The organism is Sphingomonas sp. SORGH_AS_0789, assembly GCF_031453055.1.
Taxonomy (GTDB): domain Bacteria; phylum Pseudomonadota; class Alphaproteobacteria; order Sphingomonadales; family Sphingomonadaceae; genus Sphingomonas.
The window spans coordinates 1,155,047-1,178,112 of sequence record NZ_JAVIYV010000001.1; the positions used below are offsets into that span (position 1 = coordinate 1,155,047).

Sequence of the window (23,066 nt, forward strand, 5' to 3'; positions counted from 1 at the left end):
CCGCATCAGAGCGAACGCTCGCGCAGTTCGACCTCGAAGGTTTCGAGATAGTCGCCCGCCTTGATGTCGGTGAAGTTCTGCGTGAACGTCACACCACATTCCAGGCCAGCGCGAACCTCGGCGACATCGTCCTTGAACCGGCGGAGCGAGTTGATCTCGCCCTGGTAGATGATGACGTCGTTGCGCGTGATGCGTGCCTTGAGCGCCTTGCGGATGACACCCTCGGTGACCAGCAGACCGGCGGCCTTGCCGATCTTGCCCGCCGAGAAGACCTCGCGGATTTCGGCGCGGCCGACGACCGTTTCGAACGCCTCGGGGCCCAGCTCGCCGGCCATGCCCGCCCGGATCTCGTCGATCAGGTCGTAGATGACGTCGTAATATTTCAACGCCACCTTGTTCCGCTCGGCGATCTCGCGCGCCTTGGCGTTCGCCCGGACGTTGAAGCCGATGATCGGCGCACCGCTGGCGGCCGCCAGCGTCACGTCCGACTCGGTGATGCCACCGACGCCCGAGTGCAGGATGCGCGCCTTGATGAGGTCGGACGCGATCTTGTTGATCGACGCCACGATCGCCTCGACCGTCCCTTGCGTATCCGCCTTCACGACCAGCGGATATTCCTTGGCCTGGTTCGCCTTCAGCGCCGAGAACATCGACTCCAGGCTGGCCGGGGCCGAGGTGGTGCGCTTCTGGAGCAGCACGCTCTGGCGATATTCGGCGACCTCGCGGGCGCGGGCCTCATTCTCGACGACCTGGAGGAGATCGCCCGCCTGGGGCACGCCCGACAGGCCGAGCACCTCGACCGGCATCGCCGGACCCGCTTCCTTCACCTGACGGCCCTTGTCGTCGACCAGCGCACGGACCTTGCCGCTTTCGGCGCCGACGACGAACACGTCACCGACCTTCAGCGTGCCTCGCGTGACCAGCACGGTCGCGACCGGACCACGACCCTTGTCGAGCTTGGCCTCGACCACGCTGCCCTCGGCGGCGCGGTCCGGGTTGGCGGCCAGTTCGAGCAGTTCGGCCTGAAGCTGGATCTTCTCGATCAGCGTATCCAGACCGATCTTCTTGAGCGCCGACACCTCGACGTCCTGGGTTTCGCCGCCCATGTCCTCGACCTGCACGTCATGCTCGAGCAGACGCTCGCGGACGCGCTGGGCATTGGCGTCGTGCTTGTCGATCTTGTTGATCGCCACGATCATCGGCTTGCCCGCCGCCTTGGTGTGGTTGATCGCCTCGATCGTCTGCGGCATCAGCCCGTCATCGGCCGCGACCACCAGCACCACGATATCCGTGACGTCGGCACCGCGGGCGCGCATCTGGGTGAAGGCCTCGTGGCCCGGCGTGTCGAGGAAGGTGATCTTCGACTTGTCCTTCAGCGTGACCTGATAGGCGCCGATATGCTGGGTGATGCCACCGGCCTCACCGCGCACCACGTCGGTGCCGCGCAGCGCGTCGAGCAGCGAGGTCTTGCCATGGTCGACATGGCCCATGATCGTCACGACCGGCGGGCGCGGCTGCAGGCTCTCGGCCGCGTCCTCGCTGGTGTCGAGCGCCAGATCGATGTCGCTGTCGGAGACGCGGACGATGTTGTGGCCGAATTCGGTCACCAGCAGCTCGGCCGTGTCCTGGTCGATGGTCTGCGTCATGGTGACGGGCATGCCCATCTTGAACAGCGCCTTGACCAGATCCGCGCCCTTTTCGGCCATACGATTGGCGAGTTCCTGGACGGTGATCGCCTCGGGCACCTGCACGTCGCGGACCTGCTTGACCTGCGGCTCGCGCGGGCCGCCAAAGCCACGCTTTTCCTTCTCGCGGGCACGCTTCAGCGCGGCGAGCGAACGGGCGCGGGCGCCGTCTTCGTTCAGGGCGCGCGTGACGGTCAGCTTGCCGCCGCGACGCTCGTCGCCCTTGCGGTCGCGCTGCTGCGGACGGCCCGGAGGCGCGTTGCGCGGCGTCGGCTGGCCCGAAGGCATCGAACGCGGTGCGCCACCCGACGGAGCGGAGGCGGTGGTGTTGGTCGGCGCGCTGGCGGCCGGAGTCGCGGCTGCGGCGGGCGCAGGCGCGGGCTTGGGCGCGGGCTTCGGAATCTCGGGACGCTGCACCGGCGAGAAGCGGCGCGGCGCGGGCATCGAGGGATCGCGACCCAGGATCGGCGGCGTCGGCACCACCGGAGCGGGCGCAGGCGCAGGCTTCGCCGCCACCGGAGCGGGGGCGGGCGTCGGGGCCGGCGCGGGGGCAGGAGCCGGTGCCGGGGCGGGTGCCTCGACCTTGGGCTCTTCCGCCTTGGGCTGCGGCGCCGGGATCACCGGGCGTTCGACCGGACGGAAGGGACGCGGCTGGACCGAGATGGTCGGCGCGGCCGGAGCCGGGGCGGGTTCCGCCGCAGCGACGGGCGCGGGCGCCGGGGTCGGCTCGGGCACGGGCGCAGGCTCGGGTGCCGGTTCCGGCGCGGGCGGCGGGGCGGCGGCAGCCTCGGCGGCGGCACGCGCGCGCTCTTCGGCCCGCGCACGCTCGTCCTCGGCGCGCTGCTGACGCTCGGCGTCCTCGCGACGACGAATCTCTTCCTGCATGGCGAGGCGCTGTTCCTCGGCTTCACGCAGCAGGCGCGCCTGGCGCTCCTGTGCCGTCTCGTTCGACGGCACCGGGCGACGCGGTGCGACCGGCGCCGCGGCGACGGGCGCTGCGGGCACGGGTTCGGGGGCCTGCGCGGGGGCGGCCGTCTCCGGCGCTCCCCCCTGCGGGCCCAGGACGCGACGGCGCTTCGTCTCGACGATCACGGTGTTCGAGCGGCCGTGGCTGAAGCTCTGCTTCACCTTGCCGGTCTCGACCGTGCGCTTCAGCCCCAGGGGCTGGCGCATTCCGAGTTTCGGCTTGTCGTTGTCGGTCTCGCTCACTCAAAATCCTCGTGTACGGTCACGGCCGGTCGGTCACCAGTAAGGTCGGACGCCGATGCGCCTTGCGAGGCCGTTTCGCAAGGCGTTGCCACAGGGTCGGGTCCGATAAAATGCAGCCAGCGGTCGAGCGCTTCGCTCACCCGCTTTGCCGCGTTACGATCTGTCAGGCCGATGTGTACCACATTTTCGCGGCCCAACGCCAATGACAATATGGGGCGTGTGGCGGGCAACGCCAACCCCTTCAGATCGGAACCTTCACGGTCCGATCCGACGCGCCACGCCTGCGCCAGCTTGCGACAGCCATCCTCGCCCGCATCGGCGGCGTGATAGAGCGCGTGCAGCTGTCCCGAGCGCGCCGCCGTCGCGATCTTGTCCGATCCGGTCAGCAGCATCCCCGAGCGCGACTCGAGTCCCAGCCGGTCGAGCGCATTGCGCTCCAGCGCGGCGGTGATCAGCGCGGGCAGGTCGTCGGGGATCGCAAACTCGTTCGTCTTGAACGCGCGCGCCAGTGCCCCCTTCAACCGCCCCTTCGCCATCGCGGTTTCCAGCTCGGCACGGGTCACGCCGATCCAGCCGCCGCGCCCCGGCGCCTTGGCGCGGACATCGGGCAGCACCCGACCGTCGGGCGCCAGCGCCAGACGGATCAGATGCGGCCGCGCATCATGCTCGCCCGACAGGATGCAGCGGCGGACCGGCCCGTCGATCGACTCGCGGGCCGCCTTCGCGGCGTCTCTGGGGCTCCGGCCCTTCTTGGCCGGAGTGTCGTTTACGCCACCGCGCTCATTGTCCCGGTTCCGCATGCGCGTCTCCCCGGGATGGCGTGGCGGGGGCATCACGGTCGGCGATCAACTGACCGCCCGCGCCGTAATTTTCGGTGGAGACCTCCTCGATCACGATCTGGACGGCGGCCGGGTTCTTGCCCAGCCGCTCCACCAGCGAACGAGTCACGTCGGCGACGATCTCGGCCTTTTGCTGCTTGGAGGCGGTGCCCGCCAGACGGATCGAGACGAACGGCATCAGGCTTCGTCGCCCTCCGCCTGCGCCGCCTCGACGGCGGCCTCGTCCTCGTCGCCGAACCAGTGCGCGCGCGCGGCCATGATGATCTCATTGCCCTGCTCGTCGCTCAGGCCGTACTCGGCCAGGATACCGCCCTTGGGCGCGGCACGCGGGGTGTCGTCACCACGGCGACGCGGCTCGGCGCGCTTTTTCTCGACCAGCTCGTCGGTCGCCAGGTCGGCGAGGTCGTCGAGCGTCTTGATGCCCGCCTTGCCCAGCGTGACCAGCATCGCCTCGGTCAGATAGGGCATCTCGGCCAGCGCGTCCTCGACGCCCAGGCCACGACGCTCGTCGCGGGCGGCCTGTTCGCGGCGGTCCAGCGCTTCCTGCGCACGGCTCTGCAGCTCCTGCGCGAGATCCTCGTCGAAGCCCTCGATCGCGGCCAGCTCGTCCAGCTCGACATAGGCGACCTCTTCCAGCGCGCCGAAGCCTTCGGCGACCAGCAGCTGGGCCAGCGTCTCGTCCACGTCCAGTTCGTTCTGGAACATCTCGGAGTTCGCGACGAACTCCTTCTGGCGCTTCTCGGACGCGTCGGCCTCGGTCAGGATGTCGATCGCCTTGGCGGTCAGCTGGCTGGCCAGACGGACATTCTGGCCGCGACGGCCGATGGCGAGGCTGAGCTGATCGTCGGGGACGACGACCTCGATCCGGTCCTCTTCCTCGTCGATCACGACGCGACTGACGTTCGCGGGCTGAAGCGCGTTCACCACGAAGGTCGCGGTGTCGGGCGACCAGGGGATGATGTCGATCTTCTCGCCCTGCATTTCCTGCACGACGGCCTGAACGCGGCTGCCCTTCATGCCGACGCAGGCGCCGACCGGGTCGATGCTCGAGTCGTGCGAAATCACGCCGATCTTGGCGCGGCTGCCCGGATCGCGCGCGGCGGCCTTGATCTCGATGATGCCGTCATAGATTTCAGGCACTTCCTGCGCGAACAGCTTCTTCATGAAGTCCGGGTGCGCGCGGGACAGGAAGATCTGCGGCCCGCGATTCTCGCGGCGCACGTTCAGGATCAGCGAGCGGATGCGGTCGTTCACGCGGACGACTTCGCGCGGGATCTGCTGGTCGCGACGGATCACGCCCTCGGCGCGGCCCAGGTCGACGACGATATGGCCGAACTCGACGCGCTTGACGACGCCGGTGATGATCTCGCCCTGGCGGTCCTTGAACTCGTCATACTGACGGTCGCGTTCGGCGTCGCGGACCTTCTGGAAGATGACCTGCTTGGCCGCCTGCGCCGCGATGCGGCCGAATTCGATCGGAGGCAGCGGATCGACGATGAAGTCGCCGACGCTCGCGCCCTTTTGCAGCTTCTCGGCCCCCTTCAGGTCGATCTGCTTGTAATAATCGTCGACCTGCTCGACCACCTCGACGACGCGCCACAGGCGCAGGTCGCCCGAATTCGGGTCGAGCTTGGCGCGGATGTCGTTCTCGGCACCGTAGCGGGCGCGGGCGGCGCGCTGGATCGCGTCCTCCATCGCCTCGATGACGATGCCCTTGTCGATCATCTTTTCCGAGGCGACCGCATTCGCGATCGCGATCAGTTCCGCCTTGTTGGCGGAAATGGCGGTAGCCATCAGTGCCGTCCTTCCGTGGTGGCGCCGTCCTGTTCGGGCGCGTCCTGATAATAAACCTCTTCCGCGCCATCCAGGGACAGCGGCACCGTCGCGGCGATCAGCCGGTCGGTCATGACGAGCTTGGCGTCCTCGATCGCGGCGAAGGGCAGTTCGTGGCGAACCCCCTCGGCATCGGTGATCGCCACCGTCTCGCCCTCGACCCCGTTCAGGTCGCCCTTGAACTGCTTGCGGCCGTTCAGCTTCTCAGCGAGCGTGATCCGCGCCTCATGCCCCGCCCAGTCGGCGAAGTCCTTCAGCCGGGTCAGCGGCCGGTCGATACCGGGCGAGGACACCTCCAGCCGGTACGCATGGTCGATCGGGTCGCGGCCCTCGGCCTCCAGCGCGTCCATCACGTCGGAGATGCGGCGCGACAGATCGGCGCAATCGTCGATGTTCAGCTGGCGCGTGTCGGGACGCTCGGCCATCACCTGCAGCGTGGGGTCCGACGTGCCGCCATACATCTTCACGCGCACGAGCTCGAAGCCGAGCGCTTTCGCCTCGGGTTCGATGAGTTGCGTCAGAAGGGCGATGTCCGCCATGAAAGCTCCAGATGTGCCGGTGCGCTGCCGCGGAACCCGTCCCGCAGCCTCTTTCACCCGACGATGTAAGAGAATGCCGCATTCTATACACATATCCCCCTGACGAAACAAGCATCCATGCCGAAGCGTTGGCGGCCCATCGGGCCGACAGGGCCAACCGGGAGAGTAGATCATGAAACTGCCGTTGCTCGCCGCCTTGCCGGTGGCGCTTCTCGCCTGTTCGGGCAACGGGCCGGGGCCCGACGAGACTGGAAACGCCCCGCCGGTCGCGGTGACGCCGGGAGGCACGCCGACCCCGACGCCCTCCCCCTCGGCCACTCCGCCCGCCACCGTGGTCGACGGCCAGCCCTTTGGCCGCACGGTCGTTGCCGATTTCGACGCGCCCTGGGCGATGACCTTCCTGCCCGACCGGCGGATGCTCGTCACCGAGAAGGACGGCCGGATGCTGCTGGTCGCCGCGGACGGGCAACAGCGCCAGACGATCGCGCGGATCGGCGTCGATTCGGCGGGCCAGGGCGGGTTGATGGACGTGGTCCTCGCCCCCGATTTCGCACAGAGCGGCCGCGTCTATTTCAGCTATTCGGCCGCGACCGATGGCGGCAAGCATGTCGTGCTGGCGCGCGGCACGCTGCGCGAAACGAACGGCACCGCGCAGCTGGCGGGCATCGAGACCCTGTGGAGCGCCAGCCCCGCCGTCACCGGCGACGGCCATTATTCAGGCCGCATCGCCTTTTCGCCCGACGGCCAATATCTGTTCCTCACCGCGGGCGACCGGCAGAAATTCACCCCCGCCCAGGCCCCCAAGGCGACGCTGGGCAAGGTCCTGCGCCTGACCCCGGACGGCAAGCCCGCGCCGGGCAATCCGCTGGCCGCCCAGGGCTTCGATCCGGCCGTCTGGTCCTATGGCCATCGCAACCTGCTCGGCCTCGCCTTCGATGCCTCGGGCAATCTGTGGGAACAGGAAATGGGCCCCAAGGGCGGCGACGAGGTCAATCTGATCCTGCCAGGCCGCAATTACGGCTGGCCCAATGCCTCCAATGGATCGCATTATGACGGGCGCGACATTCCCGATCACCGCGCGGGCGATGGCTATGAGGCGCCCAAGATCTCGTGGAACCCGGTGATCTCGCCGGGCGGGCTGATGATCTATTCGGGGTCGCTCTTCCCGCAGTGGCGCGGCGACGCGTTCATCGGCGGTCTGTCGAGCAAGGCGCTGGTCCGCGTCGACCTGAACGGCACCAGCGCGGCCAAGGGCGACCAATGGGATATGGGCGCGCGCATCCGCGAGGTCGAGCAAGGCCCCGACGGCGCCATCTATGTGCTGGAGGATGGCGGCGAATCGCAGGGGCGGCTGATCCGCCTGACACCCGCCGCCTGATCGCAGCGACCCGCAGGGCGGGGCCGCCCGGACGCCGGCCGGGCGGCCCTGCGGCAATACCATTTGCGATATTCTACGATACCACTTGACCTCGACGGTCCATCCCGCCGATCCAAGCGTATAACAGGGAGCGGATGGGGGTCCGCTTCACAAGGGAGATGGATCATATGCGAGCGGTGCCGCTCCTGTCGCCAGAGCGCGGGCGACCTGCCGATGGGCATGCCCGCGACGCCCGCCTGTCGCGCGGTCTGTCGGGCACCAATCTGGAGCGGGCGGGCGACTATAATCTGCGCACCGTCTTGCAGGTCATCCGCTTCCACCGCGAAACCACACGAGTCGCGATCGCCAACGAAACCGGGCTGACGCCGCCGACCATCGCCAACATCACCGGCCGCCTGACCGATATGGGGCTGGTCCGCACCGCCGGGCGGCTGCATGGCGGGCGCGGCCAGCCGGCGCTCAAGATCGAGCTGTGCCCCGAGGGCGCCTTCGGGATCGGGCTGACCATCGACCGCGACCATCTGTCGCTGGCGATCCTTGACCTGAGCGGCACGGTGCGCGCCCGCGCCACCCGCGAGATCGCCTTTGCCGGGCCGGACGAGGTGGTCGCCTTCCTGCGCGAGACACTGGACGCGGCGCTGGCCGAGGGGGCGGTCGACCGGGCGCGCATCCTGGGCGTCGGGGTCGCCATGCCCGACGGGCTCGGCCGCTCGCTGCCCGACCAGCCCGAGGATTATGCCCAGTGGGACGCGGTCGACCTCGACGCGCTGCTCGCCCCGGTGCTGCCCTGGCCGGTGCTGCGCGACAATGACGCCGCCACCGCCGCGCTGGGCGAGGCGCAATATGACGAGACTTTCTCCTGCCCCAGCTTCTTCTATCTGCTGATCACCGCGGGGCTGGGCGGCGGGCTGATCATCGACCGCTCCTATCATCGCGGCGCGCATCGCCGGTCGGGCGAGATCGGGCTGATCCCCGATCCCAGCGCCGGGCGCGCCGGGGCGATCGTGCAGGATACCGTGTCGCTGGCGGGCTTGCGCGTCCGGCTGGCGGCGGCGGGCCGTGCCTTCGGGTCGCCCGAGACGCTGGGCGAGCATGACGATCCGGTCGTCTGCGCGGTGATCGACCAATGGGTCCACGACTCGGTCGCGGCGCTGACCCAGCCCTTCGTCGCGGTCACCACCCTGTTCGATCCCGACGCCATCCTGATCGGCGGACGCCTTCCCGGCTGGCTGATCGTCCGGCTGGCCGACGGGCTGAAACAGGCGCTGGCCGCGATCGAGCTGCCCGCCCGCCCCGAAATCCGCCCCGCCCGCATGGCGCAGGACGCCCCCGCCATCGGCGCGGCGATGCTGCCCTTCATGGACCGGCTGCTGCCCTCCGATTCGATCCTGATCCAGGCCGGGCGGGGCTGAGGGGCACACCCCTTCGCTCGGCCTGAGCGCAGTCGAAGGCCACGCCCCAAGCCTCTCCCCTGCCCCCTGGGGTGAGGGATTCCCTTGGCCTTCGACTTCGCTCAGGCTGAACGGAGGGAGGCGCGCGCGTAGAAAAAGGCCCGCCCCCCGGAGGGAGCGGGCCTCGCCAGGTCTGGGACCTACGGATCAGCCCGCCATGTCTTCCAGTTCGCGACCCCGGGTTTCGTTCACCATCGCCTTGACGAAGAAGAACGATGCCGCCGCGAAGAAGGCATAGCCGAAATAGGTGACGCTGAGCCCCGGCGACACCGCCAGCGCGGGGAAGCTGACCGAGATCGCGGCATTGGCGATCCACTGGGCAAAGCCCGACACCGCCAGGCCCGATCCGCGAATCTGGTTGGGGAACATCTCGCCCAGCATGACCCACATGACCGGGCCCCAGCTGGCGTTGAAGAAGATGACGTACAGATTCGCCGCGACCAGCGCGATCACGCCGTTGTTGCCGGGCAGGGTCACGCCGCCGTTCGCGCCGGTGACGGCGGTCGAAAAGGCATAGGCGACGATCGCCAGCGTCACCGCCATGCCCGCCGAGCCGATCAGCAACAGCGGCTTGCGCCCGATCCTGTCGACGGTCGCGATGGTGAACAGGCAGGCGCCGATCGACAGCACGCCCGACAGGATGTTGGTCTGGAGCGCGTAATCCTCCGAGAAGCCGACCGCTTCCCACAGGGTCGCGCCGTAATAGAAGACGACGTTGATGCCGACCAGCTGCTGGAACACCGCCAGGCCGATGCCCGCCCACAGGATCGGGCGAATCCGGCCGGTGGTCTTGTCGACCAGGTCGGACAGCTTGGGCTTGTGCTGGTCGGCGGCCAGGCTGCCACGAATATCGGCGACCTTGCGGGTCGCCTCGGCCTCGCCGAACAGCTTGGTCAGCACGGCATGCGCCTCGGCATCGCGGCCCTTGGCGACCAGGAAGCGCGGGCTTTCCGGGATGATCGACAGCGCCGCGAAATAGATCGCCGCCGGGATCGCCTGGAGCCAGAACATCCAGCGCCACGCCGGGAAGCCCAGCCAGAATTCGGCGGTCGAGCCACCGGCATAGCGGGCCAGCGCGAAATTGGCGACGAAGGCGCCGGTCAGGCCGGTGATGATCATCACCTGCTGCACGCTCGACAGGCGGCCGCGAATCGAGGCCGGGGTCACTTCGGAGATATAGACCGGCGAGATCACGCTGGCCGCGCCGACGCCCAGGCCGCCGATGATGCGCGCGAGGATGAAGATCGCCGAGCTGCCCGCCGCACCGGCCAGCAGCGCGCTGACCAGGAAGAGCCCCGCGGCCAGCATCATGACGTTGCGGCGGCCGATCGCATCGGCCAGACGGCCTGCGCCGAACGCGCCGATTGCCGAGCCGACCAGGATCGCGCCGACATTGACGCCGACGCCCAGGCGGCCGAGGTCGAACGCGGCCTCCAGCCCCTTCTGGGTGCCGTTGATGACGCCCGAGTCGTATCCGAACATGAAACCGCCGATCGTCGCGACGACGACGATGGCGGCGATGAATCCATGGTTGACGCTGCCTGCGGTCAACCCTCTCGCATTATCGGTCACTCGGGCCCTCTCCTCGTCGCTGCGTGGCGTCTTCGCCTATCCGCACGAACTCGTCCTGTCACCGGTCCAAGATGCGACCGGCCTTCCGTGGTAACGCTATCTTAAATCATCGCTTCGTCAAGCGGGCGCGCGCGCATCCTGTCCCATGCCGGACGGATTCGCGGCCGCCGCCCGCGCCGTCGTCAGATTTCGCGCGGGCGGCGGCGCGGCGCGGCATCCGACTGGCGGCGAATCAGGCTGTAATCCAGCAGGCGATGGTCGACCGCCTCGGCGCTTTTCTGGCGGATCACGGTCGCGATCATCTCCACCGCCGCGCGGGCCATGTCGGCGATCGGCTGGTGGATGGTGGTCAGCTCGGGCCAGATGGTGGTCGACAGCGTGGTGTCGTCGAACCCGCAGACCGTCAGGTCGCTGGGCACGTCCAGCCCGCGCCGATGCGCCACCGCGACCGTCGCCGCCGCCATGTCGTCGTTCGACGCGATGATCGCGGTCGGCGGTTCGGCCAGGTCGAGCAGCCGCTCGGCGGCGTCCAGTCCCGAGCGATAGGTATAGAGGCCCGGCGCGACCAGCGCCTCGTCAAAGGGTACGCCCGCCGCCTCCAGCGCGGCGCGGAACCCCTCATACCGGCGCGCGCTGGCCGACAGATTGGGATTGCCGCAGATGAAGCCGATCCGGCGATGGCCCAGCGTCATGACGTGGCGCGTCATCTCCTCGGCGGCGGCGCGGTCGTCGATCTGGACCGCCATGGTCGTGCCGGGCATCTCCTCGGCGGGCACGCCGGTCGCGACGACGATGGCGGGCACCCCCGCCTCGCCCAGCAGCGACAGGACCGCATCCGCCTCGCACAGGGGCGGCGGCAGGATCACGCCGTCGATCCCGCCCGCGATCAGGTGCCGGGCGACCTCCACCTCATGCTCGCCGATCTCGCATTTCTCGACCACCATCTGGATGTCGAGGCGCGAGGCCTGGTCCAGCGTGCCGAGCAGGAATTCGCTGAGAAAGCCCTGGCTGGGGTTGCTGTACAGCATCCCCACACGGATCTGCGCCGCGCCCGCCAGGCTGCGCGCGGCGGGGTTGGGCGCATAGTTCAGCTGGGCGATCGCCGCCTCGACCTTTTCGCGGGTGGCGGGGCGGACATTGGCCTCGTTATTGATGACGCGCGAGACGGTCATCAGCGACACGCCCGCCGCGCGCGCGACATCGCTGATCGTGGGAGCGCTGCTGCCGCGGCGCGAGGTCCTGATGCTCATAACGTTTACGCTTCCACCTTTCGGCGACGATACGCAATGCTTTGCGCTATTTTGGTCGGCTTAGTCCGATCCGGCCGCACGGCTTGATTTCCCCCAGCCGCGCGGCTAGGGGCGACGCAGCATCAAGAGTCGGGCCGTCGCCCGGCACCAACCTGCCTCCCGGCAAGGTGGTGCCTCTCCCCTTCGGAGAGGGATGTGGCCAGACCGGCAACAACGGGACGATCAGCCACTTTCCTCATCCCGACTCGCCCATAGGCACGAAGGATTTGTGATGGACGCGGCCATTCCCCAGCACCCTGCCCCCCAGCAGTTCGCCAGCGACAATTATGCGGGCATCTGTCCCGAGGCCTGGGCGGCGATGGCCGAGGCGAACCAGGGCTATGTCCCCGCTTATGGCGAGGACCCGTTCACCGACCGCGCCGCCGACGCGTTTCGCACGCTGTTCCAGACCAAGTGCGAGGTGTTCTTCGCCTTCAACGGCACGGCGGCCAACTCGCTGGCGCTCGCCGCGCTCTGCCAGAGCTATCACAGCGTCATCTGTTCGGCCTCCGCCCATGTCGAGACCGACGAATGCGGCGCGCCGGAATTCTTCTCGAACGGCTCCAAGCTGCTGGTCGCGCAGACCGAGGACGGCAAGCTGACCCCCGACGCGGTGCGCGCGCTGGCCACCGGCCGGTCGGACATCCATTTCCCCAAGCCGCGCGCGGTGACGATCACCCAGCCGACCGAGACGGGGCAGGTCTATACGCTGGCCGAAATCCATGCGCTGTCGGCGACCTGTCGCGAACTGGGTCTGCGGCTGCATATGGACGGCGCCCGCTTCGCCAATGCCTGCGCCGCGCTCGGCTGTTCGCCCGCCGACATGACGTGGCGCGCCGGGGTCGACGTGCTGTGCTTCGGCGGCACCAAGAACGGCATGGCGGTGGGCGAGGCGATCCTGTTCTTCGACCCCGTGCTGGCCGAGGATTTCGACTATCGCTGCAAACAGGCGGGGCAGCTGGCGTCGAAGATGCGCTACCTCGCCGCGCCGTGGATCGGGATGCTCGACACCGGCGCCTGGCTGTCCAACGCGACCCATGCCAATGACTGTGCCCGGCGGCTGGCCGACCGGGTGGCGGGCCTGCCCGGTATCGCGCCGATGTTCCCGGTCGAGGCCAATGCGGTGTTCCTGAGCGCGCCGCCCGCCGTCCTCGAAGGTTTGCGCGCGCGCGGATGGCGCTTCTATACCTTCATCGGCGGGGGCGCGCGGTTCATGTTCGCCTGGGACGCCGATCCGGCGCGGGTCGACCAGCTGGCCGACGATATCGCGGCGGTCGCGATGGAGGGGCTGGAGGCGGCGTAAGCCGCCCGCCGGTCATCCGTCGGTCAGAGGCAGGGCCGCCAGCAGGCGGTCGAGCCAGGCCTGCGCCTGCCGGGGCTCGCCGACCGCCTCGGGGCCGACCGGCCCGCGCGCGGCCAGGAACTCCGCATGAAGGTCGAACGGCGGCAGCCCCAGCTGCTCGCGCGCGTCGTCGATGCTCTCGCCGATCTCGGTCAGTTGCGCGACGACCGCCGCCGCCCGCGCCGCGCGGTCCTTGCGATGATCGAACAGCCCCCATTTGCCCGCCGCCGTGGTGCGCAGCGCGGCGATCAGCGCCTCGCGATATTCGCCTTCCATATCCACGCGGTGCGCGTCGAGGCGAGCAAGTCGATCAGCCTTGGCCATGCCCATCCCCCTAAAGGGCGGCGACCCGGTCCGCAATCCGGGGTGACCGGCACGGTTCCGTCGAGCGTCAGGCGGCGGGGTCCAGCTCAATCTCGACCCGGCGGTTGCGCGCGCGGCCCGCGCTGTCGTCGCTGCCGTCGGGCTTCGCATTGGGGGCGATGGGACGGGTCTCGCCCAGCGCGATCACCTCGATCCGCGTGGGCGCGATGCCCCGCGCCACCAGATAGTCGCGCACCGCCTCCGCGCGCTTGCGCGACATGCGGCGATTGGAGTCGTCATCGCCTTCGCTGTCCGAATGGCCCCGCAGGACGATCCGCCCCTGCCCCGCCGCCCGGTCGCCGGCCAGCCGGTCGAGCGCGGCGCGGGCCTCGGCGTTCAGCGCCGCGCCGCCCTGGGGAAAGCCGATGGTCGGGCCGACCCGGCCCGCGACGGCGTCCGATCGTGGCTCCGCCGGACGGGCGGGTGAAGCAGGCTCGGGCACGGGCACTTCGATCACCGTCCCCCGGCTGGCCGTTGCAGACGTGCGCTCGCGGCATCCACATAGCACCACCGCGAGCCCGATGATCGCCATCCACCCGCCCGATCGCACCCTCATTACCGTCCCTTTGCCCCAGGCGCACCCCTGCCCCCGTGGCGGCGGACCATAGGGACCGGCTTGCCGTGGTGCAAACCGCGGCGGCGTGCGCTCAGCCCGCCGTTTCGGCAGCCGGGACCGCCCCGCGCTGCTCGCTCAGGATACGCCATCCCGCCAGGAACAGCGCGGCGACCGCCGGTCCGACGACGATGCCGCTCAACCCCAGCAGCTCGATCCCGCCCAGCGTCGTCAGCAGCACGATCCAGTCGGGCAGCCCCGTGTCGCGCCCGACCAGGATCGGCCGCAGGATATTGTCGGCCAGCCCGATGACCAGCACGCCCGAGGCGACGACCACCGCCCCCTGCCAGACCGCGCCGGTCGCGAGCAGATAGATGGCGACCGGCCCCCAGATGATCGCGGGGCCGATCGCGGGCAGCAGCGCCGCGATCGCCATCAGCACGCCCCAGAGCAGCGCGGCGGGCACGCCGACGATCCAGAAGGTGATCGCGCCCAGCGCCCCCTGCACCAGCCCGACGATGACCGATCCCTTGATCGTCGCGCGCACCACCGCGACGAACGTATCGACCAGCCGCGTCGCCACGCCCCGCTCCAGCGGCAGCGCGCGGACGAAATCGGGGCCCAGCCGGTCGCCGTCGCGGATCAGGAAGAAGGCGACATAGAGCCCCACGCCAAAGGCCAGCGCAAAGGCGAAGGCGTTGCGCCCGATCGACAGCGCGCGGGTCGCGATCTGGCTGACGCTGCTGCTGAGCGTGCGAGAGACGCGCGCCTGAAGCCCCTCGAAACTGCCGACACCCGAATTGTCCATCGCCTGGCGCAGCCGCTGGGGAAGCGCGTCGCGGACCTGCTGGAAATATTGCGCGAAGTCGATCTGGCCGCTGCGCATCTTCAGATAGACGCCCGACGCCTGGTCGACGACCATGCTGCCGATCAACAGGGTCGGCACCACCACGGCAAAGGTGATAATCAACATGGTCAGCCCGGCGGCGAGATTGCGCCGCCCGCCGGTCTTGGTCAGCAGCCATTGGAACAGCGACCGAAACAGGATCGCCGCCAGCCCCGCCCAGAGCAGCGCGATCAGAAAGCCCGAAATCACCGCGATCAGGCCGATGGTGACGATCGCGAGGAAGAGGATGAATCCCCCTCGCTCGATCCTCTGGCGGTCGATGTTCATATGGCCCTCCCCTTCATGCATCGCGGCGTAACCGTCACGATCCCGCAACGGTTCCGCGATCCCTGTCGGCGGGATGACGGAGATGTCAGGACGCAAAAGGCTCTTGCCCTGCCCCGCAGCCCGCCGCCCCGTTCAGGCTGAACGGAGTGGGTCGCTATTCCTCCCCTGCAAGGGAGGTGGCAGCCCGAAGGGCTGACGGAGGGGTGTCGCACTCTCGATAGGGTGACACCCCTCCACCATGCTGCGCATGGTCCCCCTCCCCTTGCAGGGGAGGAAGAATATGGTCCGTTACTCCGCCGCCACCGCCTCGACGCTGTCATCGAGCGGGTGGGCGAGGCGGGTCAGCATTTCCTTCGGGCAGACCTGCCAGAAATGCCCGGCGACCCGGTCCCAGTCCTCCAGCAGACCCTTCGACCATTTGCTGTCGGTCGCGGCGGCATGCTGTTCGACCAGGTCGCGCAGCACGCCTTCCCAATGGGCGGAGGCCAGGCGCTGCCACACGATATTCTCGGGGTTGGCGCGGCGGGCGAAGCGGTCCTCTTCGTCATAGATGAACGCCATGCCGCCGGTCATGCCCGCGCCGAAATTCGCGCCGACCTGACCCAGCACCACCGCGACGCCGCCGGTCATATATTCGCAGCCATTGGCGCCGCAGCCCTCGACCACCACGGTCGCGCCCGAGTTGCGGACCGCGAAACGCTCGCCCGCCTGGCCCGCCGCGAACAGCTTGCCCGAGGTCGCGCCGTAGAGGACGGTGTTGCCGATGATCGTGTTCTTCTGGCTGGCCAGCGGCGAGCTGACCGCCGGGCGCACGATGATGGTGCCGCCCGACAGGCCCTTGCCGACATAGTCATTGGCATCGCCGAACACTTCCAGCGTCACGCCCTTGCACAGGAACGCGCCCAGCGACTGGCCCGCGCTCCCACGCAGCCGCACGGTGACATGCCCGTCGGCCAGCTTGCTCATGCCGAACTTGCGGGTGATCTCCGACGACAGGCGGGTGCCGACCGCGCGGTGCGTGTTGCGCACCGAATAGGTCAGCTGCATCTTCTCGCCGCGCGAGAAGACGGCCGAGGCGTCCTTGATGATCTGCGCATCCAGGCTGTCGGGCACTTCGTTGCGGAAGGTCGACAGGCTGAACCGCCGCTCGGCATCGGTCGCATCGACCTTGGCCAGAACGGGATTGAGGTCGAGATCGTCGAGATGCTCGGCACCCCGGCTGACCTGGCGCAGCAGCTCGGTCCGCCCGATCACCTCGTCCAGCGAGCGCACGCCCAGCCGCGCCAGGATGTCGCGGACTTCCTCGGCGATGAAGGTCATCAGGTTGATGACCTTTTCGGGCGTGCCGGTGAACTTGGCGCGAAGCCGCTCGTCCTGCACGCAGACACCGACCGGGCAGGTGTTGCTATGGCACTGGCGCACCATGATGCAGCCCATCGCGACGAGGCTCAGCGTGCCGATGCCGAACTCCTCGGCACCCAGGATCGCCGCGATCACGATGTCGCGCCCGGTCTTCAGGCCGCCGTCCGCCCGCAGGCGGATGCGCCCGCGCAGGCCGTTCAGGGTCAGCGTCTGGTTGACCTCCGACAGGCCCATTTCCCAGGGCGTACCGGCATATTTGATCGAGGTCTGCGGCGAGGCACCCGTGCCGCCGACATGGCCCGACACCAGGATGACGTCGGCATGCGCCTTGGCCACGCCCGCCGCGACCGTGCCGATGCCCGCCGAGCTGACCAGCTTCACGCAGACGCGCGCGCGCGGGTTGATCTGCTTGCAGTCATAGATGAGCTGCGCGAGATCCTCGATCGAGTAGATGTCGTGGTGCGGCGGCGGCGAGATCAGCGTCACGCCGGGCGTCGCATGGCGCAGCTTGGCGATGAACTCGGTCACCTTGAAGCCGGGCAGCTGCCCGCCCTCGCCGGGCTTGGCGCCCTGCGCGACCTTGATCTCGATCTCGTCGCAGGCGTTCAGATATTCCGCAGTCACGCCGAAGCGGCCGCTCGCGATCTGCTTGATCGTCGAGTTGGCGTTGTCGCCATTGTCATAGGGCTGATAGCGCAGCTTGTCCTCGCCGCCCTCGCCCGACACCGCCTTCGCGCCGATCCGGTTCATCGCGATCGCCAGCGTCTCGTGTGCTTCCGGCGAGAGCGCGCCCAGCGACATGCCCGGCGTCACGAACCGCTTGCGGATCTCGGTGATCGCCTCGACCTGATCTACGGCCACGCCCTCATTCGGGAAGTTGAACTGGAGCAGGTCGCGCAAATAGACTGGCGGCAGGTCGCCGACGCCGCGCGCGAATTGCAGGTACGTCGAATAGCTGTCGGTCGCCACCGCCGTCTGGAGCAGGTGCATCAGCTGCGCCGAATAGGCATGAGTCTCGCCGCCGTCGCGCTGGCGATAGAAGCCGCCGATCGGCAGCGTCGCGACATGCTGGTCCCAGGCCGCCTCGTGACGGACCATCGCCGAGTAATGAAGCGAGTTATAGCCCTCGCCCGAGATCTTGGCGGGCATGCCCGGGAACAGGTCGTTGACCAGCGCGCGGGACAGGCCGACCGCCTCGAAGTTGTAGCCGCCGCGATAGCTGGAGATCACCGCGATCCCCATCTTGGCCATGATCTTGAGGAGGCCATCCTCGATCGCGGTGCGATGGTTGGCGAGGCACTGTTCGATCGACAGGTCACCGAACAGCCCGCGGCCATGACGGTCGACGATCGCGGCTTCGGCCAGATAGGCGTTCACCGTGGTCGCGCCGACGCCGATCAGCACCGCATAATAATGGGTGTCGAGGCACTCGGCCGAGCGGACATTGATCGACGCGTAGGAGCGCAGGCCCCGGCGGACGAGATGCGTGTGCACCGCCGCCGCCGCCAGCACGCCCGCGATCGCGACGCGGTCTTCGGAGACATGCTCGTCGGTCAGGAACAGCTCGGACCGACCTTCGCGCACCGCCTGTTCGGCCTGGTTGCGGATTCGCTGGATCGCGGCGCGCAGACGGTCGGGACCGCCATCGGCCTCGAAGGTGCAGTCGATTTCCGCCGCCGAACGGCCGAAATGCGTCTTCAGCCGGTGCCAGTCCGCGCCGGTCAGGACGGGCGACGGCAGGACGAGCACGCGCTCGCGCCGATCCTCCGTGTCGAGGATGTTGGCGAGATTGCCGAACCGCGTCTTCAGCGACATCACATAGCGTTCGCGAAGCGAGTCGATCGGCGGGTTCGTCACCTGGCTGAAGTTCTGGCGGAAGAACTGGCTGATCAGGCGCGGCTTGTCGGAAATGACGGCGAGCGGCGTGTCGTCGCCCATCGACCCGATCGCTTCCTTGCCGCCTTCGGCCATGGGGGACAGGATCAGCTCCATATCCTCCATGGTCTGCCCGGCGGCAACCTGACGGCGCAGCATCTCCGCGCGGGGCATGCGCACCAGCGCCTCTTCTTCGGACGGCGCGGGCAGCTGGTCCATGGTCAGGAACTCGCCGATCATCGCGGCATAGTCCTGTTCGCCCGCAATCTGGTCCTTGATCGCGCGGTCGTCGTACAGCTTGCCCTCGGCCAGATCGACCGCGATCATCTGCCCCGGCCCCAACCGGCCCTTGGCGGTGACGGTCGCCTCGGGCACCACCACCATGCCGCTTTCCGACCCGACGATCAGCAGCCCGTCGGCGGTCAGCGTATAGCGAAGCGGGCGCAGCGCGTTGCGGTCCATGCCCGCCACCGCCCAGCGGCCATCGGTCATCGCCAGCGCGGCGGGGCCGTCCCACGGCTCCATCACCGAGGCGAGATACTGATACATCTCGGCATGCGCCTTGGGCGTGTCGAGGTCCTTCTGCCACGCCTCGGGCACCAGCATCAGCTTGGCGGTCGGCGCGTCGCGACCCGACCGGCAGATCGCCTCGAACACGGCATCCAGCGCGGCCGTGTCGGACGCGCCCGCCGGGATCACCGGCTTGATGTCCTCCGAATTGTCGCCGAACGCGATCGAGGCCATCCGGATCTCGTGGCTGAGCATCCAGTTCTTGTTGCCGCGGATCGTGTTGATCTCGCCGTTATGCGCCAGGCAGCGGAAGGGCTGCGCCAGCCACCATTGCGGGAAGGTGTTGGTCGAATAACGCTGGTGGAAGATCGCCACCCGGCTCTCGAACCGGTGATCCTGCAGGTCGGGATAGAAGACCGACAGGCTCTCGGCGAGGAACAGCCCCTTGTAGATGATCGAGCGGCAGGACAGCGAACAGATATAGAAGCCGCTGATCTGCGCCGCGATCACCCGCTTCTCGATGCGACGGCGGACCAGGTACAGGTTCTTCTCGAACTCGGCGGCATCGACCTCGTCGGGCATCGGCCCGGCGATCATGATCTGCTCGATCTCCGGCCGGGTCGCCTGCGCCTTCAGCCCGATGACCGAGACGTCGACCGGCACCTGGCGCCAGCCATAGATGGTATAGCCCGCCTCGATGATGACGCTCTCGACGATGGTGCGGCAGGTCTCCTGCGCGCCCAGATCGGTGCGCGGCATGAAGATCATGCCGACCGCCAGCCGGTTGGGCAGCACCTTGTGCCCCGAGGCGGCGATCGCATCGTCGAAGAAGCGGTGCGGCAGGTCGACATGCAGACCCGCACCGTCGCCGGTCTTGCCGTCCGCATCCACCGCGCCGCGATGCCACACGGCCTTCAGCGCGTCGATCGCCGACTGGACGACCCGGCGCGAGGGCTGGCCATCGGTGGCCGCGACCATGCCGACGCCGCACGCATCGCCCTCGAATTCGGGGCGGTACATGCCTTGCTCGGCGAGGCGCTGCTTTTCGGTTTCAAAGGTCATGGATGTCACCCCTTCAGGCTGCCGGCCGCTGGTCGGCGGGGATAAGATGTTCGATCGTCGCGCGCATCGCCGCTTCGCCGGTTTCGCGACCGACCTTCACGCCGACCGGAAACAGGCGCTGTTGCAGTTCGGGCATCACCGACAGGGTCTTCTGTCCCAGCGGCGTGCCATAAAAGGCGGTCAGCTCCCGCAATTCGGCAGCGGTGAAGGCACGGGCATATTCGCGGTCGGTCAATGCGCGCATCTCGGGATAACGGGCACGGAACGCCTTGGCGAAACGCTCGGCAAAATCGCGTTTGAACGCCGCCATGCGGTTCGGTTCGGACAACGCCTCGCGCAGCTTGGCGGGAACCTGGTTGTTATGCTCCAGCCCGTCGAACAACTGGCTGGTCGCCAAGGGGATCATCTGGGCCATGATCGCGTCATATTGCCGCTCAAGCCCCATCTTGGTCATCAGCGCATCGGCCGCCGCGATCCGATCGGGATCGTCCTGCGCCGCCGCAGCGGTTGCGGTCTGCGCCGACAGGGGGGCCGCCAGCAGCAGCACGGCAAAGGCAAGCCCGCGCATCATGCCGCCACCTTCTCGCGCGTCGCGGTCTTGGCGCGCGCCTTCAGCCACTGGTGCATCGCCTTGGCCACGTCGCGACCGTCGCGGATCGCCCAGACCACCAGCGAGGCACCGCGCACGATGTCGCCCGCCGCGAACACGCCGTCCAGGCTGGTCATCAGCGTGCGGCCATCGACCAGCACCGTGCCCCAGCGGCTGACGCCCAGTTCGGCGGTGCCGAACAGGCTCGGCAGGTCCTCGGCATCGAAGCCCAGCGCCTTGATGACCATGTCCGCCTCGAGCAGATGGTCGGCACCCGGCTCGGCCTCCGGCGCACGGCGGCCGCTCGCGTCGGGGGCACCCAGCCGCATCTTGGCGGCGCGCACGCCCGTCACCGTCTCGCCCCCCTCGAAGCCGAGCGGCGCGGAGAGCCAGACGAACTTGGCGCCTTCCTCTTCCGCATTGGCGACTTCGCGCTGCGAGCCGGGCATGTTGGCACGGTCGCGGCGATAGAGGCACTTCACCGACTTGGCGCCCTGGCGGATCGCGGTGCGGACACAGTCCATCGCGGTGTCGCCGCCGCCGATCACGACGACATTCTTGCCCTCGGCGTTGAGCGAGCCATTCTCGAACGCCTCGACCGTATCGCCGAAGCTCTTGCGGTTCGACGCGGTCAGATAGTCGAGTGCGGCGATCACGCCGTTCGCGCCCGCGCCGTCCACATCGACATTGCGCGCCTTATAGACGCCGGTCGCGATCAGCACCGCGTCATGGCGGCGGCGCAGATCCTCCAGCGTGGCATCCTCGCCGACCGCAAAGCCCTCATGGAAGACGATGCCGCCCGCCTTCAGCCGCTCGACCCGGCGCATGACGACGGGCTTTTCCAGCTTGAAGCCGGGGATGCCATAGGTCAGCAGGCCGCCCGCCCGGTCGTGCCGGTCATAGACATGGACCTCATAGCCCGACACGCGCAGATATTCGGCCGCCGTCAGGCCCGCAGGCCCCGCGCCGATCACCGCGACCGACTGGCCGCGCGCGGGTCCGGGGACCAGCGGCTCGACCCAGCCTTCTTCCCAGGCGGTGTCGGTGATGAACTTCTCGACCGATCCGATCGTGACCGCGCCGTGGCCCGAAAATTCGATGACGCAATTGCCCTCGCACAGCCGGTCCTGCGGGCAGATGCGGCCGCAGATCTCGGGCATGGTCGAGGTCGCGTTGGACAGCTCATAGGCCTCGCGCAGCCGCCCCTCGGCGGTCAGGCGCAGCCAGTCGGGGATATGATTGTGCAGCGGGCAATGGACCGAGCAATAGGGCACGCCGCATTGCGAGCAGCGCCCGGCCTGATCCTCCGCCGCCGGGGGCGCGTAACGCTCGGCGATCTCGCGGAAATCCTCCGCGCGCGCCTCGGCCGCCCGCTTGGCCGGATAAGCCTGCTCGCGGCCTACAAACTTCAGCATAGAATCGTTCGCCATATGCGCCTCCGAAGATGCGGATATTGCGCGAACGACCCCATGTCACGGGCAAATCGACATATAGGACAGCAAGCGTGCCCTATTTAACCCCTTAATCGCGCTCGACACGCCCTTATTGCGAGCGACCCGCAAGTAAATGGGTCCGATCCGGCATCAATGCAGCGTCAACAGCGCCAACGCGATGCTGCCCGCGACGATTCGATACCAGGCAAAGGGGCCGAAGCCGTGCTTGCCGACGATGCCGACGAACCAGCGGACGACCAGCAAGGCGACCACGAACGACACGACGAAGCCGACACCGATCTCGATCGGCCCGACGCTGCTCCCGCTGCGCATCGCATCCAGATGCCCCGCCGTCTCGACCACACTGGCGCCCAGCATGGTGGGGATGGCGAGGAAGAAGCTGAACTCGGCCGCCGTGCGCCGCTCGACACCCAGGGTCAGCGCGCCCAGGATCGTCGCGCCCGACCGGCTGACGCCCGGGATCATCGCCAGACACTGGAGGAAGCCGACGCCGAGTGCCGTCCTGGCCGGGACGGCCGCGATGCCGCGCGTCGTGCCGGGCTTCACCAGCCGCTCAATCACCAGGATTGCGATGCCGCCGACGATCAGCGCGATGGCGACGACCTTGGGCTGGAGCAGCAGCGCCTCGATATGCTTTTTCGCCAGCACGCCGATGACGGCGGCGGGGATGAAGGCGATCAGCAGGTTGCGCACGAAGCGGATCGAGCCCGGATCGCGCTTGAACAGCCCCTCCAGCACGGTCCAGAAGGTCCGCCAGTAGAGGACGACGACCGCCAAGATCGCGCCCAGCTGGATGACGATGTTGAACATCTGCCACCGCGCATCGTCATAGCCGAGCAGCGCGCCCGCCAGGATCAGGTGTCCGGTCGAGGACACCGGCAGGAATTCGGTGACCCCCTCGACGATACCGAGGATGATGGCGGCTAGCAGATCGTTCACGAGCGTCCCCAAAAAATTGGCCCCGTCGCCATAGGACGACGGGGCCGA

The 23,066-nt window shown here is 68.4% G+C and carries 17 protein-coding genes and 1 riboswitch; of the genes, 3 read left to right on the forward strand and 14 right to left on the reverse strand.

Features of this window, described 5'->3' with window-relative positions:
* Window positions 1–5: 5 nt before the first annotated feature.
* From infB to rimP, 5 genes are read right to left on the reverse strand one after another with little or no spacing between them, the layout of a single operon-like run.
* The gene (gene infB, locus QE360_RS05340) at window positions 6–2,894 is read right to left on the reverse strand and encodes a translation initiation factor IF-2 (protein ID WP_309699857.1); all 2,889 of its coding nucleotides are present in this window, start codon (window positions 2,892–2,894) and stop codon (window positions 6–8) included.
* The gene (locus QE360_RS05345) at window positions 2,891–3,694 is read right to left on the reverse strand and encodes a DUF448 domain-containing protein (RefSeq protein ID WP_405052569.1); all 804 of its coding nucleotides are present in this window, start codon (window positions 3,692–3,694) and stop codon (window positions 2,891–2,893) included. The genes infB and QE360_RS05345 overlap by 4 nt, the downstream gene beginning before the upstream one ends.
* Entirely contained in the window at window positions 3,675–3,911 is a 237-nt protein-coding gene (locus tag QE360_RS05350) for a 4-oxalocrotonate tautomerase family protein (RefSeq protein ID WP_309699859.1), read from the reverse strand. Before QE360_RS05350 ends, QE360_RS05345 begins: the two co-directional genes overlap by 20 nt.
* Window positions 3,911–5,527 carry a transcription termination factor NusA gene (gene nusA, locus QE360_RS05355; RefSeq protein WP_309699861.1) on the reverse strand — a complete coding sequence of 539 codons (1,617 nt, stop codon included), beginning with the start codon at window positions 5,525–5,527 and terminating at the stop codon, window positions 3,911–3,913. The genes QE360_RS05350 and nusA overlap by 1 nt, the downstream gene beginning before the upstream one ends.
* The gene (rimP, locus tag QE360_RS05360; RefSeq protein ID WP_309691500.1) at window positions 5,527–6,105 is read right to left on the reverse strand and encodes a ribosome maturation protein RimP; all 579 of its coding nucleotides are present in this window, start codon (window positions 6,103–6,105) and stop codon (window positions 5,527–5,529) included. The genes nusA and rimP overlap by 1 nt, the downstream gene beginning before the upstream one ends.
* Before the next feature lie 172 nt (window positions 6,106–6,277).
* Here rimP and QE360_RS05365 point away from each other — a divergent pair, with 172 nt between their 5' ends.
* Window positions 6,278–7,483, forward strand: a complete 1,206-nt coding sequence (locus QE360_RS05365) for a PQQ-dependent sugar dehydrogenase (RefSeq protein ID WP_309699863.1) — start codon at window positions 6,278–6,280, stop codon at window positions 7,481–7,483.
* Window positions 7,484–7,641: 158 nt separating this feature from the next.
* Window positions 7,642–8,895, forward strand: a complete 1,254-nt coding sequence (locus QE360_RS05370) for an ROK family transcriptional regulator (protein ID WP_309691497.1) — start codon at window positions 7,642–7,644, stop codon at window positions 8,893–8,895.
* A gap of 186 nt (window positions 8,896–9,081) precedes the next feature.
* Here the strand turns inward: QE360_RS05370 and QE360_RS05375 are convergent, their stop codons facing one another.
* Window positions 9,082–10,485: a sugar porter family MFS transporter gene (locus tag QE360_RS05375; protein ID WP_309704073.1), complete on the reverse strand. Its 1,404-nt coding sequence runs from the start codon at window positions 10,483–10,485 to the stop codon at window positions 9,082–9,084.
* Between the two features lie 203 nt (window positions 10,486–10,688).
* Complete coding sequence (locus tag QE360_RS05380) at window positions 10,689–11,756, reverse strand: LacI family DNA-binding transcriptional regulator (protein WP_307102032.1); 1,068 nt, start codon at window positions 11,754–11,756, stop codon at window positions 10,689–10,691.
* A gap of 114 nt (window positions 11,757–11,870) precedes the next feature.
* Window positions 11,871–11,981: riboswitch (SAM-I-IV-variant riboswitch) on the forward strand.
* Between the two features lie 46 nt (window positions 11,982–12,027).
* Here QE360_RS05380 and QE360_RS05385 point away from each other — a divergent pair.
* On the forward strand, window positions 12,028–13,098 hold the full coding sequence (locus tag QE360_RS05385) for a low specificity L-threonine aldolase (protein WP_309699865.1): 1,071 nt from the start codon (window positions 12,028–12,030) through the stop codon (window positions 13,096–13,098).
* A 12-nt stretch (window positions 13,099–13,110) separates the two neighbouring features.
* On the opposite strand, the gene QE360_RS05390 is transcribed toward QE360_RS05385, so the two are convergent.
* The 7 genes from QE360_RS05390 to QE360_RS05420 all read right to left on the reverse strand — a co-directional run bounded on the left by QE360_RS05390 (window position 13,111) and on the right by QE360_RS05420 (window position 23,018).
* Window positions 13,111–13,461: a hypothetical protein gene (locus QE360_RS05390; RefSeq protein ID WP_309699867.1), complete on the reverse strand. Its 351-nt coding sequence runs from the start codon at window positions 13,459–13,461 to the stop codon at window positions 13,111–13,113.
* Window positions 13,462–13,528: 67 nt separating this feature from the next.
* Window positions 13,529–14,056 (reverse strand): OmpA family protein, encoded by a 528-nt coding sequence (locus QE360_RS05395; RefSeq protein WP_309699868.1) that lies wholly within the window; start codon window positions 14,054–14,056, stop codon window positions 13,529–13,531.
* Window positions 14,057–14,147: 91 nt separating this feature from the next.
* Entirely contained in the window at window positions 14,148–15,227 is a 1,080-nt protein-coding gene (locus tag QE360_RS05400) for an AI-2E family transporter (RefSeq protein ID WP_309691490.1), read from the reverse strand.
* 288 nt (window positions 15,228–15,515) lie between these two features.
* A complete protein-coding gene (gltB, locus tag QE360_RS05405) occupies window positions 15,516–20,036 on the reverse strand; it encodes a glutamate synthase large subunit (protein ID WP_309699870.1) in 4,521 nt (1,506 codons plus the stop codon).
* 13 nt (window positions 20,037–20,049) lie between these two features.
* On the reverse strand, window positions 20,050–20,607 hold the full coding sequence (locus QE360_RS05410; protein WP_309699872.1) for a DUF2059 domain-containing protein: 558 nt from the start codon (window positions 20,605–20,607) through the stop codon (window positions 20,050–20,052).
* A complete protein-coding gene (locus QE360_RS05415) occupies window positions 20,604–22,055 on the reverse strand; it encodes an NAD(P)-dependent oxidoreductase (protein WP_309699874.1) in 1,452 nt (483 codons plus the stop codon). The genes QE360_RS05410 and QE360_RS05415 overlap by 4 nt, the downstream gene beginning before the upstream one ends.
* A 153-nt stretch (window positions 22,056–22,208) precedes the next feature.
* The gene (locus tag QE360_RS05420) at window positions 22,209–23,018 is read right to left on the reverse strand and encodes an undecaprenyl-diphosphate phosphatase (protein WP_309699876.1); all 810 of its coding nucleotides are present in this window, start codon (window positions 23,016–23,018) and stop codon (window positions 22,209–22,211) included.
* Between the last annotated feature and the right edge of the window lie 48 nt (window positions 23,019–23,066).